This is a genomic window from Parafilimonas sp. (assembly GCF_047606085.1).
Lineage (GTDB): Bacteria > Bacteroidota > Bacteroidia > Chitinophagales > Chitinophagaceae > Parafilimonas.
Genome location: NZ_JASGEX010000207.1, coordinates 1 through 13,405, shown reverse-complemented (window position 1 = coordinate 13,405; position 13,405 = coordinate 1). Strand labels below are relative to the sequence as shown.

Genomic DNA, 13,405 nt, shown 5'->3' with positions numbered 1-13,405 from the left:
TAAAACGCGGCAAAGGTAATTAGTGTTAGGCTAAGGATAAAATTAGCGGATGAATGCCGGTTGCCCGTTACAGGGTGCAGGCTGCTTTTACAGGTTTGCAATACCAATCAAAGCGCCTTCAATACCGGTTAGCCGGTAATCTGTAACCGGTAAAGGTTTTACATAGATGCATATTTGGCTGATATTTTGGAGAGATGATCTACAGTTATAGGTTTTATTATAAAGCCTGCTGTTTTAAGGGAACTGGCCCGGTCATAATCTTCTTTGTATAAACTGGATGAAAATATGTAAACGGGTATGTCTTTTTCAATTACTTCAGACCAATCGTTGAACCAGGAAATAAATTCCCAGCCGTTCATTACACTCATATTCAGGTCAACAAAAATGATATCGGGCAAACAATTCCTATTATTCATTAAATAGGTTTGGGCCTTTTTTCCATCATCACACGAAACAAATTTCGCGGCAAAATCAACAAGCTTTATCAGGCGCTCGCAAATCTTCACTGTAATGATGTCGTCATCAATAAATAATACTTTGTCAAAAGCTGGCATATATTACTCCTCTTATTTCTCTTCCACGGGTACGAGATCATTCAGGCCGATATTAATCGGAACCATTCCAATTTGCACTACAGCTCTTTTACCACGTATTTCTTTAACCTCGCCAACCTGGAAATTCTTCTTCATTTTTACTTTTGAACCAACGGCTACGGGCGTTTGCACTTCCCTGTATTTTGATTCAATTTTCTTTTCCAGCCTGTTCTTTACATGGTTATCCTTACGTTTAAATAAAAGCTCCTGCAGTTGCTTGATTACCTCATTTTTATTCTCGGCCTTCTTCCAGTCCAAAACAATCTGTTTAAGCTTACGCTCCATTTCTTTGAGATAAGCTATCCTTTCTTCGGTAACTTTATTTTGAAGCTTTAAAACTTCAATTTGCTGCCTGTGCTTTTCCTTACTTAATTCAGTTGATAATTGCTTTTTCAGTTGCTCATTTTCGGACAATAACTTTTTCAGATCGAGCTTTTCTTTTTGCAATGTTTGAAGATCTTTTTCCGTTCTGTTCAGTAATCTGTCTAAACGGAAATGATTTTCATCAACCAGCTTTTTTGCATTAGCGATGAGGTGTTTGGGTAAACCAATACGCTCTGCAATTGCAAAAGTATAAGAACTGCCCGGTTTTCCAACAGATAATTTAAATAAAGGCTGCAGATTTTCTTCATCAAACATCATTGAACCGTTAATAATTCCCCGGGTTTTATTGGCAAAGGTTTTAAGGTTAAGGTAGTGGGTGGTTACTATGCCCAACGAATGCTTCCGGTTTAATTCGTTTAAAATAATTTCAGCGAAAGCCCCGCCCAGGTTGGGATCTGTGCCACTGCCAAGCTCATCAATAAAGAATAAAGTTTTGCCGTTTGCATGCTCAATAAAGTACTTCATGTGCAGCAAATGGGAAGAATAGGTGCTTAGATCAAACTCTATGCTTTGGGTGTCGCCAATGTGGATAAATAATTGTTTGAAGATGCCCATTTCAGAGTCGTGGTGCACCGGCACCAGCAAACCGCTTTGCATCATTACCTGGTTGAGGCCAATGGTTTTCATAGTAACGGTTTTGCCGCCGGCATTCGGGCCGCTTATAACGAGTATATGATTTTGTTCATCAAGCCTTAATGTAACCGGAACGGTTTCTTTACCTGACTGTTCATTATGCAAAAGCAACAACGGATGATGCGCCTCCTTTAAATCTGCAATGGCCTTATCTGAGATATTGGGAAAATTGCCTTTTATATCAATGCCAAACTTTGCCTTGGCATTGATATAATCGTATTCGCCGGCTATATGCAGCCATTGCAATAGCAGCTTACTGTAAACGGAAAGGCTGGCTGTAAGCTGTTTTAAAATCCGGTATATCTCTTTCTTCTCTTCATGCTCCAGCGAGAAAACTTCGTTGTTTAATTCTATGGTTTCTTCGGGCTCTATAAAAGCTGTTTTACGGCTGTCGCTTTCGCCATGCAAAATGCCTTTTACCTGCCGTTTATATTCTGAAAAAACGGCCACTACCCGCCTTCCGTTGCTAAAGCTTTCTTCAATTTCCGCGCTGTAGCCTGCCTTATTCAAACGGGCAACAGCTTTTTCAAACACGCGCCGCAATTCATTGCGCTTTCTAAAAAGGTTTTGCCTTATTTTCTGAAGCGCCTCGCTGGCATTATCTTTTACATCGCCGCCATCGTTCAGTATTTCATCAATCATTTGAATGACTGCTTTTTCATAATAAGCATGTTCCAGCACCTGGTACAAGGCTGCATAAGCCAGCCTGCGCTCTGCATCAAACCACCGGAATATCCTTTCTGTATTGGCTGCCAGCCTTCGGATGTTTATAAAATCCGCTGCCTGCAATACACCGCCTGCAATGTTTAATAGTTTTAGGGTGTAGCTTAAATCCAAACTAAAATTATTGGGCAATGCCTGGCCCTGCTGCAATAGCAGCTTGCACTCATACGCCTGCTGCAGTTGCAGCACGATGATTTCTTTTTTGGTATGAATGCGCAGTTGCGCTACTTTTTCTTTGGCGTAATTGCTGTCGCAATAAGTCGTCAAAAGATTTTTTATTTTGGAAAATTCAAGTTGCTGCTCCGCAGATGCCGGGTATAATTTCATTTCTTCAATAAAAACAAAACTACTTTAGCGATAGTATAATCAGCGATTAGAAAAACGCTGCAAAATACAATGTTTAAATTTTGTTATTAACTTAATAACATTGCCGCAGATACAGCAAATAAAGCCGTTTTTAATTATCTGCTGCTGTAATTGCAAAGCTGCATCAGCACCTGCCAAATTAACAAGCTGATCATACATCTTTCCTTCAATGGCTTACCGGCCCAGGAAAATACTGCATAAAGAAATGATCACTACCAGTAAAAGCTCATTGAAAACACGGTGTAATACGCCAGGCTTGCGCTTAGCTTGGTTACATTATCATTCCCGAACCCTTTGAATGATTCTTAAAAACGCCAATTAAACCTTTTAGGATCAATTTCTTTGTTATACTTATTCTGCATACAAAAAACCCCGCTGATGGCGGGGTACCTGTTTTTAATTTAAGGCTGGAAAAAGTCAGGAGAAAGCTGTTTCAAGCCGGTCTTCTGTAACACGCATCTCATCTCCCAATTCATTATAGGCATCTGATGCATATTCATCTATTTTGTTTTTGTTACGCCTGTAAATAAACGTGGCTATACCGGCTGCTAATGCAACTACCGCCCCTGCGATTACTTTCTTGTTCATAACGTTTGTTTTAAATGATTAATAAATATATTTAAGTGAATTCCTCTATGCTTCTTAAATAACCAATTTCATACCAAACCTGCCGTATTCGTTTTCTTTCGGGCGGCCGGGCATATCTTTATAATTTTTTTAGATATAACCTGCCTGCCGGCTCCCTTCTTGGTTGCTGCTGCCCCAATTAGTTAAACGGTTGATAATTCTATGCAGGTTTGCCGGTTTGGGAATATTTTTGCCGTATATGCGAAAGGTATTATTGCAGTTTTTACCGGCGCTTATGAGCTTTATCCCTTTTTATGCTGCTGCCCAAACCAAAATAATACAGGGCGAAGTATTGGATAAACAAAGCGATGAGCCAATACCTTTTGTTTCTGTAAAATTTACGGTACAAAGCGGCGGCATGCTTACCGATTCGCTCGGTAAATTCTCCATCGTTTTAAACAGCCGCACCGCTGCCGATACGCTTTTAATCACCAGCGTTGGTTATGCGCCCACCAGGATCCCGGTTGCCGATATAGAAGATTCTTCCTTCATCACTATTCATCTTGCTGTTATACAATCAAAAGAAGAAGTGGTGGTAAAAGCAAAATATAACCGGGCCCTGTGGTTTTGGAAAAAAATTATTGCCCATAAACCGGAAAACGACAGGCGGCAATTTGGCAACTATGGTTATGAAGTTTATAATAAACTGGAACTTGACCTTGACAATGTAAATAAAGAAAAACTGGGCAGAAATTTTCTTTTAAAGCCTTTAAGCTTTGTGCTGGGCTATGTGGACAGCACATCAGAAAAAAAACCTTTTTTGCCGGTTTATTTAACCGAAACCCTTTCTGACTATTATTATCAGAAAGACCCACGCAAAACCCGCGAAATAATTAAGGCAACCATAACCAACGGCATAGAAAATGAAAGCTATATAAAACAGTTGGGCAACACCTATCAGAACGTGAATGTGTACGACAACACCATCCCTGTTTTTAACAGGGAATATGTAGGCCCGTTCAGTGATAATGGCAGTAATTTTTACAACTTTAAATTGCTCGATACACAATATCTCGCCGGTAAACGGCTGGTGCATTTTGCCTTTAAGCCCAAACGCCCGGGCGGTGAATTTTTTGAAGGCGACTGCTGGGTGCACGATACCAGTTTCTCCATACAAAAAATTATGCTGCGCCCTGCAACAGATGCCAATATTAATTTCATTACCGGGCTAACGCTTATACAGGAATTCAGGCTGATAAACGACAGCACCTGGTTTTTATATAAAGATAAATTTGTAGCAGATATTACGCCCATCAGCAAAAAAAGGCTTGGCCTGAAGGCACGTAAAACCACAACATATAAAGATGTGCTTATTAACAGCAGCCTGGTTACGGCAGCGCTTGATTCCAATAAATCGAATGAAGATATTTTATTAAAACGCGGCGCTCAAAATAAACCGGATTCCTTCTGGCAGGAAAAAAGGCACGAACCTTTAAATGCCAGCGAGCAAACGGTTTATAAAGTACTGGATACCTTAACCAACAATAAAACATATATACGCTATCAGCATGCCTTTAATTTTTTAACCACCGGCACGCTTGATGTGGGTAATGTGCGCATAGGCCCCTGGTATTACTGGGTATCGGGCAATCCGTACGAAGGCACAAGGATGCGTTTTGACCTTGCCACCAATCGCGGCTTTAACAATAAACTGAACCTGCGCGGTTATCTTGCTTATGGCTTTGCAGATAAAACCTTTAAAGGCAAAGCCGAAGCTAAATATATGTTAAGCCGTTCGCCCTGGAGCTATATTGATGTTTATTATAAGAAAGATATTGATAACGGCCAGGTGGTGTACGACCAGTTGGGTTCTGATAACGTGTTCGGGTTCTTTCTCCGCAAACCGGGCATGGAGTACAGGCTGCAACAGGTTACAGAAAAAAAATTCGAATATTACCGCGAAACATTCAGCGGCTTTGGCATTGGTGTTTGGGCTAACAGCAAGCAATATGAAGCGGTGTTAAACCTGCCGGGCGCCAGCTATTTTCCTGCAAAAACTGGCGAGCCATTCAATACATTCGAAACCGGGCTGCGGCTTCGTTATGCTTACCAGGAACATACCATTGAAGACAATTTTGAAAGGTATAACCTTGGCAGCGACTACCCTGTGGTTGAGCTGAATTATGTGCATGCTTTTCCCGGTGTATTCAACAGCAGTTATAAATATGATAAAGTAACGCTTTCCGTTTCAGATTATTTAAATATTGCCCCTTACGGCACGCTCTATTATAATGTTTTTGCCGGAAAGGTTTTTGGCACGGCGCCTTACCAGATGCTGGCCGTTTTGCCGGGCAATAGCTGGTATTATTACAGCAAATATTCCTTCAACCTGATTAACAGGTTTGAATACCTTACCGACCGTTATGCCGGTTTTAATATTGAGCACAATATTGGTTCCGGCATATTCCGCTATACCAAACTCACCCGTAAATTAAAGCTGCGCCAGTTCTGGGAAGCCAAGGGCATTATCGGTGACCTTTCGGATGCGAATTATAATCTCAACTTTGTATCAGGCAATCCTTTCAAAACGCTTAACAATAAAATGTACCTTGAAGTGGGTACCGGCGTTGATAATATTTTTAAATTCTTCAGTGTTGATTTTATCTGGCGTGTGCTGCCCCGGCCCTTGCCAACTGAGCGGGTTGACAGGTTTGGCGTTTTCTTCGGGTTTAAATTTTCACTGTAAAAATCCGGCTGGCCCGGATACAAGACAATTAAATCCCCTATCCTACCTGTACAATACCTGCACCGTTTCAGGTGTTTGTTGTTGCAGAATTACCTGCCTGCCCTGTACCATCTCATCCAGCAATGCTTCGGTATAATGCCGTATGGTTAATAAAGAAAGATCTTTTTCAACCTGAACATCAAAAATCAAACCCGCCGCTGCTGCAAGCTGATCAATTTTTTCAGCGCGGTCATCCAAACACAGTTGCAGGCTGATGGCGCCGGTTTGAATAAGATTGGGCTTGATGTTTAACTCGCCAAGTATCCTGTATAATTCACTCATGGGCTTCTCCCCCACAAAAGAAAAATCCTGGCTGTGCAAATGCATTAAAGCCTGCTTTTCTTTTATGATAACAATGGGCGGAAGGTTTTTTACCTGCTTTTTATAAATGATTGTTCCGGGCAGCGAAGCATCCAAAAAACATTTTACATGCAGGGGAATGCCTTTGTTCTGCAAAGGCTTTATCGTTTTCGGGTGAATAACCTGTGCGCCATAGTAAGCCATTTCGATCACTTCATCAAAGCTCAGCTCAGGCAGTAACTGTGCATCGGGAAACTGTTTAGGGTCTGCATTCATTACGCCTTCCACATCTTTCCATATTGTCTGGCTTTCTGCATTCAGTAAATTGGCAAAAACCGCCGCTGTATAATCGCTGCCCTCACGGCCAAGCGTAGTGCTTTCATTCTCATCAGTGCTGCCGATAAAGCCCTGTGTAAGCATAATATTATCGCTGGCATCTTCTGCCAGTTGCACTGCTTTTTTTGATGTAAAATCCCAGTCAATATTCGCTTCCCTGAAATTATCATCCGTGCGGATGATATCTCTTACATCAATCCATTTATTGGCAATGCCTGCTTCGTTCAGATAATAGCTGACAATGCAGGTGCTTAATAATTCGCCGCAGCAAACCACCTGATCGTAGTAATAATCATATTCCCGCACAGGCTTGTCATGCAGCAGCCATTCCACCTCTGTAAAAAAATTGTTCAGTTGCTCATAACAGGCGTTGTAATGCGTAACCAGTAAATATTTGGTAGTAGTAAGATGGTTGTTTTTAATAACGTTAAACAACTGCAATGCTGCTTCCTTTTTCCCGTTATAAAAAGCTTCCGTAACTTTTTCCAGGGCGTTGGTTGTTTTACCCATGGCAGAAATGATAACAACAAGCCTTTCGTTTTTATACGCTGACAAAATATCTTTTATATGTTGAATACACTCAACAGAATTTACACTGGCGCCGCCGAACTTAAATACCTTCATACATGTTTATTGAAAAACCGCGCAAAGATAGTTGGTGGATTGGTTGAAACCATTTCTGTTAGTTGGTTTGGAAACTTGCATATATTTTCAAAGGTTTGGGAGTTGCATATATTTGAGAGTGGCTACCATTTAGTTAACCAGTAAAAAGATGCATTGGTTTAGTAAAATATTCATTAAGGATAAAGCAAAATCGGGAATTGACAATAACACGGAACTTGGCTTGAAGGCGTATGAGATTGCAAATCATTTGTTTTATGAACAAATGATTCGTGATGAAAGTATTTTGGAATACTATGACAATGCAATAAGTTTCGGAATAAAAAAGCTTATGGTGACAGAGCGTTTTGTTTGCAACTCTTAATATATTATCATAAGGCTATTGCTGATTTCACTAAAGCAATGACTATTGAGTTATATGATGCGAATATATATTTTGGACGTGCTACATCAAAGCGTTCTATATATGACATTGAAGGTTCCATCGAAGATTTAAAAATGGCTATAAGCCTGGCAAAAATTCCGAGCAACGAAAATGTTAAATTAAACGAAAAAGCTAAATCAATTTAAACGAAAAAGCTAAATCAATTGGATGGGAATCCGCAGTTGCATTTTACGAAAACACTTTATATACTGATTTGCGTGATCTTAAATTTTATCGTGAAAACCCTGAAATTTATAACGATCTAAAAAGTCGAGCAGAAATGAAGTATAGAAATATTAATGAGATTAACGGCAGCTAACGCCGGCATTTGTAAAAGCATGGCTCGACAGCCGCATTTGTGACCCACCATCGCGGGGAGGGAACATCACTACTAATATAGTTTACGGCTGCTGCACAACCGTTAGCTAAAAATATAATTCAACCAACTTCTTAAGTTATTTAAATATCTTGCCTGCTTACTGAACTGCTCAATGTTTGTTTAATTACGCTCAACAATTTAATTAATGGCCTCCACAACTGTTACACAGGAAAAGAAACGCCTGCTTTCCCTTGACTTCTTTCGCGGCTTAACCATCGCCGCCATGATCCTGGTAAATAATCCCGGCGACTGGAGTTATGTATATGCACCGCTTGAACATTCAAAATGGAATGGCTGCACGCCCACCGATCTCATATTTCCTTTCTTCCTGTTTATGGTAGGCGTATCTATTGTATATGCCATGAGTTCGAAGAAAGCAGATAAAAACCTGCATAAACAGACCATCTTAAAAGCATTATGGCGTTCCGTAAAAATCTACCTTATTTATGTGGCCATACATTTTTTATTCGTGTTCAATTTTCATCATTTCAGGATATTGGGCGTATTGCCGCGCATTGCCATTATATTCTTTATCTGTACAATAATTTACCTCAAAACAAATTTTAAAACCTGGCTTTGGCTGTTTGCCGTTATACTCATTTTGTATTGTTTTTTAATGACGGTTGTACCGGTGCCGGGCTATGGTTATGCCATATTGGAACCAGGCAAAAATTTAGCTGCATGGCTTGATAATATTATTCTCACGCCGGAACACATGTGGAGCGGCACCAAAACCTGGGACCCCGAAGGCATTTTAAGCACATTGCCCGCAATCTGCACCTGTTTATATGGCATAATGGTGGGCGCTACATTAAAACGCACGGATAAAACAGAAGCCGAACAGGTTGCCTGGCTATTAACCTTTGCTCTTTTTTCAATTATGCTTGCATTAATATGGAACAACTGGTTCCCCATCAACAAATCTTTATGGACAAGCTCCTTTGTTTTATATACCGGCGGTTTGGCTACAGCCGGCCTTGCTGTTTCTTACTGGCTGATTGATGTGCATCAACGCAAAAAATATATTACACCATTTGTGGCGTATGGCGCAAATGCAATAACTGCTTACGTTTCAGCCGATGTGGTGTTAGCCGTTTTGGGCTGGATTCATCTTGACCTGCATGGTAAAACAGTAAACTTGCAGGAGTATTTATATCAAACCATCTTCGTTCCTAACTTCTCTCCCATTAATGCTTCACTCGCCGGCGCCGTAACTTATGTACTGATATTAATGGCGCCCATGCTGATCCTGTACAAAAAGAAAATATTTTTAAAAGTGTAATATCTGTTGGGGCTATCAGGTAATGTTATGCTGCTTTAACAAAAATATTCAGCTTAAAAGCTTATCTTCGTCGCAATTGAGCTGTAAAAGCATACTTAAGACAATTTTATTTTTTACTTTGCCAGAGTAAATTTTATACTTCTCTCACTTTGTTTCTACTTACCTCAAGTATTATTAATTTAAAAAATATTTCTATGAACATCTATGTTTCCAATTTAAGTTTTCACACCAGTGAAGAAGACCTGAAAAATTTATTTTCAAAGTATGGCAACGTTACATCGGCGAAAATCATTATGGACAGAATGACCAATCGTTCCCGTGGCTTCGCCTTTGTGGAAATGCCATCTGAAGAGCAAGGCAATGAAGCGCTGAAAGGCCTGAATGGCAGAGATGTGGAAGGCCGTGCACTTTCTGTATCTGTTGCCCGTGAAAAGGAAGACCGCAGCGGCGGAAGGAATTCTTTTTCCCGTTCCGGCAATAAGCGTTTCTTTTAAAATTATTTCATGAATAACAAACAAGCTGCATTTGCACGCGTAATAAATTAATCAGATTTTGGAATTTAAAGATTTAAAATTGGTTGCACCTTTATTAAAGGCTTTGCAACAACAACAGTATATACACCCCACCCCTATACAGCAACAAGCTATACCGGTTGCATTAGCTAACCAGGATTTACTGGCCTGCGCACAAACAGGCACAGGCAAAACGGCCGCTTTTGCATTACCTGTTTTACAGTCGCTTTTTAACGATAATAAGCATGGCCATTCATCAAAACATATAAAAGCTTTAATTCTTACGCCAACAAGGGAACTCGCTATACAAATTGAAGAAAGCTTCAGAAGCTATGGCGCTTATACAGGTTTAAAAAGCTTTGCCATTTATGGTGGCATAAGCCAGTACCACCAGGTAAAAAAATTACAGCAGGGCATTGATATTTTAATTGCCACGCCCGGCCGCCTGCTCGATCTTGTTATGCAGCGCCGCATTTCCTTACAGCATATAAAAACGCTGGTACTGGATGAAGCCGACCGTATGCTCGACATGGGTTTTATAAACGATGTGCGCAAAATATTAGCCAGGCTGCCGCAACAAAAGCAAACCTTGTTCTTTTCTGCCACCATGCCGCCGGATATCCTGTATTTATCCCAGAGCATTTTAAATAACCCGGTAAGCATAAACGTCACACCTGTATCAACAACAGCAGAAACTGTGGAACAGTTGGTTTATTTTGTAGAGAGGAATGATAAAAGGGCATTGCTGATTCATTTATTGAAAAATAACGGCATAGATACAGCGCTTGTTTTTACAGAAACAAAATTTGGTGCGGATAAATTATGCGCCGCGCTGCGCAGGGAAAATATAAGGGTACAGGCCATTCATGGCGATAAAACGCAGGCCGAAAGGCAAATGGCATTAAACAATTTTAAGAACAGGCATATCAGCGTATTAATAGCCACCGATATTGCAGCGAGAGGCATTGATATTGAAAGCCTGCCGTATGTAATCAATTACGAACTGCCCAATATTCCTGAAACTTACGTGCACCGCATTGGCCGTACAGGCCGTGCCGGCATTAACGGAAAAGCCATTTCATTTTGTGGCATGGAAGAAAAAATGTTGCTGCGCGATATTCATAAACTTATTGCCAGATCAATTCCTGTAATGGAAGACCATCCCTTTCAAATGGTGCAGGCAGATGTTTCCATGCAACCAAAAGCACCTGTGCCTTTCCGGTCTTTAAGCAGGAAAAGAAATAAAACTTTCAGGCAGCGATAGCGCTTCTGCTATACAGAGAACCATCACTGGTGAAAGCATTACGTTATTAAAGGAAAATACATCATGTCAAAATCAAAAGAAACATTCAACAAAAAAGAAAAGGAGAAAAAAAGATTAAAGAAGAAGCAGGAAAAAGTGGAAAAAATGCAGGAGCGTAAAGCCAATGCCGGCAAAGCCAAATCGCTAGAAGATATGATGGCATATATTGATGAGAACGGCAATCTTTCTTCCACACCGCCCGATCCGAAAAAGAAAAAAGTATTTAATCATGAAGATATGAATACAGGCGTGCCGGTGCGTATGGAAGAAGATGCGGAAAGGCAGGGTGTGGTTGATTTTTTTAATGATGCAAAAGGATATGGCTTCATTAAAGATGCTATAACGAAGCAAAGCGTTTTTGTGCATGCCAACCAGCTGTCAGAAGCGATAAAAGAAAACGACAGGGTAAGTTTTCAAACAGAACGCGGCCCCAAAGGCATGAATGCCATACAGGTAAAAAAATTGAAGTAAGCGGTTTATCCTGATATTTATCAACTTAAAATTTTATTATGACAACAGAACAAATAGAAAAATTTTTTTCGGCTAACAACCAGGCTGAAGTGCCGGTTAAAATAAGTTTCAAAACAAGAAATAACGTAACAGGTATTTTTATACAAACGCCGGATTTTAATGAACTGAAAGCAAAGAATTTTTATCGCATTGTTTCTGAAGCCAATTTTGAACAGTGGAAAAAATCGAAAGATTACAACCTGTGCCGCATGTTCAATGGCGCTGAATTTACCAAGCTGGCAATAGCGTAAAAACAAGCCCTTTATTGTTTTCAATCATTTAAAGTGCGTACAGTTATAACCGGCTCCGGAAGTTTCGTCCCGGCAAACATTATAAAGAACTGCAATTTTGAAAGCCAGATTTTTTATGATGAAAAAGGCAGCCTTATTCAGCGTGAACAGCGTGAAATAATATCAAAGTTTCAGCAAATAACCGGTATTGAAGAGCGGTGCTATGCAGATATAGGCATGCATTCTTCCTGTATGGCAGCTATCGCGGGCGCTAAAGCTATCGCTGACGCCGGTATAGATGCCGAGACTATTAACCAGATAATAGTTGCCCATAACTTTGGCGACATAAAGAACGGCGGCGCCCAATCTGATATGGTGCCTTCACTGGCTTCCCGTGTTAAAAACAAATTGGGCATTAAAAACCCTTCCTGTGTAGCCTACGATATTTTATTTGGTTGCCCCGGCTGGCTGCAGGCCCTGATACAGGCGGATGCCTTTACAAGATGCGGCATGGCTAACACCTTTCTTGTTATCGGCGCTGAAACCTTAAGCCGCGTAATTGATCCGCACGACAGAGACAGCATGATCTACAGCGATGGCGCCGGTGCAGTGATAACTGAAGCGCGTAACGATACAGATTGTAACAGCGGCATTATTGGAGCAAAAACAGCCAGTTTTACAGAATACGAAGTTGATTATATCTGCATGGGCAAATCAAATTATAATGATCCCTGCAATCATAATCATTATCTAAAAATGAAAGGCCGTAAAGTGTATGAATTTGCACTCACACATGTTCCTGCGCTTGTAAAGTCCTGTCTTGATGCATATAATATAACCATAAAAGAAGTAAAGAAGATATTTATTCACCAGGCTAATGAAAAAATGGATGAAGCCATTATTGACCGGCTGTTCAAATTGTATGGTATTGATCAGGTGCCTGCAGATATCATGCCCATGAATATTAGATGGCATGGCAACAGTTCTGTGGCCACCATTCCTACTTTATTTGATATGGTTTCTAAAGGCGCATTAAAAAATCATTGCCTTAACAAAAATGATATTGTCGTTTTTGCTTCCGTTGGTGCAGGCATGAATATTAATGCGGTTTGTTACCGGGTATAATTATTTCCCGTTCCCCGTTTGCCTATTCAATTACTATCCCCTATTTGGCCTTCGGGAGTTCCAGATATATTCACAAAATAACTGCCTTTCCCAAAACTGCTTTCCGCTGATATGACAGCAGAGACGGAGGCATTCTTTTAAGCAAAAAAGCTTCAAAGAATACCGGGCTCTCCGCACAATCCTGATATATTATATCATAAATAAGCAATGACTATCCGTTTTTTGGAAAAGGTCTGTACCATGGATTTTCCAGCGTTGCGACCAATACCCTGTCAAATAAACTCTGCCCAAAGAACCTTCGGTTAAACTTGTAACAAAATTCATTCAGATAG

General features: G+C 40.4%; 12 protein-coding genes. 8 read left to right on the top strand and 4 right to left on the bottom strand.

The window, feature by feature from the left end; genetic code table 11:
* Positions 1-158: 158 nt before the first annotated feature.
* From QM629_RS18595 to QM629_RS18585, 3 genes are all read right to left on the bottom strand, one after another.
* Positions 159-554, bottom strand: coding sequence for a response regulator (locus tag QM629_RS18595; RefSeq protein WP_415161404.1), 396 nt, complete (start codon positions 552-554; stop codon positions 159-161).
* Between the two features lie 12 nt (positions 555-566).
* Entirely contained in the window at positions 567-2,660 is a 2,094-nt protein-coding gene (locus tag QM629_RS18590; RefSeq protein WP_415161403.1) for an endonuclease MutS2, read from the bottom strand.
* A 456-nt stretch (positions 2,661-3,116) separates the two neighbouring features.
* Entirely contained in the window at positions 3,117-3,287 is a 171-nt protein-coding gene (locus QM629_RS18585; protein ID WP_415161402.1) for a hypothetical protein, read from the bottom strand.
* Positions 3,288-3,525: 238 nt separating this feature from the next.
* Here QM629_RS18585 and QM629_RS18580 point away from each other — a divergent pair, with 238 nt between their 5' ends.
* Positions 3,526-6,012, top strand: a complete 2,487-nt coding sequence (locus QM629_RS18580; RefSeq protein WP_415161401.1) for a DUF5686 family protein — start codon at positions 3,526-3,528, stop codon at positions 6,010-6,012.
* 42 nt (positions 6,013-6,054) lie between these two features.
* On the opposite strand, the gene QM629_RS18575 is transcribed toward QM629_RS18580, so the two are convergent.
* Positions 6,055-7,311, bottom strand: a complete 1,257-nt coding sequence (locus QM629_RS18575) for an aspartate kinase (protein WP_415161400.1) — start codon at positions 7,309-7,311, stop codon at positions 6,055-6,057.
* 348 nt (positions 7,312-7,659) lie between these two features.
* Between QM629_RS18575 and QM629_RS18570 the strand changes: the two genes are divergently transcribed.
* The 7 genes from QM629_RS18570 (at position 7,660) to QM629_RS18540 (ending at position 13,073) form a co-directional block, all read left to right on the top strand.
* Positions 7,660-7,878 carry a hypothetical protein gene (locus tag QM629_RS18570; RefSeq protein WP_415161399.1) on the top strand — a complete coding sequence of 73 codons (219 nt, stop codon included), beginning with the start codon at positions 7,660-7,662 and terminating at the stop codon, positions 7,876-7,878.
* Positions 7,879-8,256: 378 nt separating this feature from the next.
* The gene (locus QM629_RS18565; protein ID WP_415161398.1) at positions 8,257-9,393 is read left to right on the top strand and encodes an acyltransferase family protein; all 1,137 of its coding nucleotides are present in this window, start codon (positions 8,257-8,259) and stop codon (positions 9,391-9,393) included.
* 194 nt (positions 9,394-9,587) lie between these two features.
* Complete coding sequence (locus QM629_RS18560; RefSeq protein WP_415161397.1) at positions 9,588-9,887, top strand: RNA recognition motif domain-containing protein; 300 nt, start codon at positions 9,588-9,590, stop codon at positions 9,885-9,887.
* Positions 9,888-9,945: 58 nt separating this feature from the next.
* Positions 9,946-11,169, top strand: coding sequence for a DEAD/DEAH box helicase (locus QM629_RS18555; protein ID WP_415161396.1), 1,224 nt, complete (start codon positions 9,946-9,948; stop codon positions 11,167-11,169).
* 63 nt (positions 11,170-11,232) lie between these two features.
* Complete coding sequence (locus QM629_RS18550; protein WP_415161395.1) at positions 11,233-11,679, top strand: cold-shock protein; 447 nt, start codon at positions 11,233-11,235, stop codon at positions 11,677-11,679.
* Between the two features lie 38 nt (positions 11,680-11,717).
* Entirely contained in the window at positions 11,718-11,969 is a 252-nt protein-coding gene (locus tag QM629_RS18545; protein ID WP_415161394.1) for a short-chain dehydrogenase, read from the top strand.
* A gap of 33 nt (positions 11,970-12,002) precedes the next feature.
* Positions 12,003-13,073, top strand: a complete 1,071-nt coding sequence (locus tag QM629_RS18540) for a 3-oxoacyl-ACP synthase III family protein (protein ID WP_415161393.1) — start codon at positions 12,003-12,005, stop codon at positions 13,071-13,073.
* Positions 13,074-13,405 lie beyond the last annotated feature (332 nt).

Coding starts and splice junctions, on each gene's coding strand:
- QM629_RS18590 (WP_415161403.1), bottom strand. CDS start 2,660: ATGAAATTATACCCGGCATCTGCGGAGCAGCAACTTGAATTTTCCAAA.
- QM629_RS18580 (WP_415161401.1), top strand. CDS start 3,526: ATGCGAAAGGTATTATTGCAGTTTTTACCGGCGCTTATGAGCTTTATC.
- QM629_RS18565 (WP_415161398.1), top strand. CDS start 8,257: ATGGCCTCCACAACTGTTACACAGGAAAAGAAACGCCTGCTTTCCCTT.
- QM629_RS18595 (WP_415161404.1), bottom strand. CDS start 554: ATGCCAGCTTTTGACAAAGTATTATTTATTGATGACGACATCATTACA.
- QM629_RS18585 (WP_415161402.1), bottom strand. CDS start 3,287: ATGAACAAGAAAGTAATCGCAGGGGCGGTAGTTGCATTAGCAGCCGGT.
- QM629_RS18575 (WP_415161400.1), bottom strand. CDS start 7,311: ATGAAGGTATTTAAGTTCGGCGGCGCCAGTGTAAATTCTGTTGAGTGT.
- QM629_RS18560 (WP_415161397.1), top strand. CDS start 9,588: ATGAACATCTATGTTTCCAATTTAAGTTTTCACACCAGTGAAGAAGAC.
- QM629_RS18550 (WP_415161395.1), top strand. CDS start 11,233: ATGTCAAAATCAAAAGAAACATTCAACAAAAAAGAAAAGGAGAAAAAA.
- QM629_RS18545 (WP_415161394.1), top strand. CDS start 11,718: ATGACAACAGAACAAATAGAAAAATTTTTTTCGGCTAACAACCAGGCT.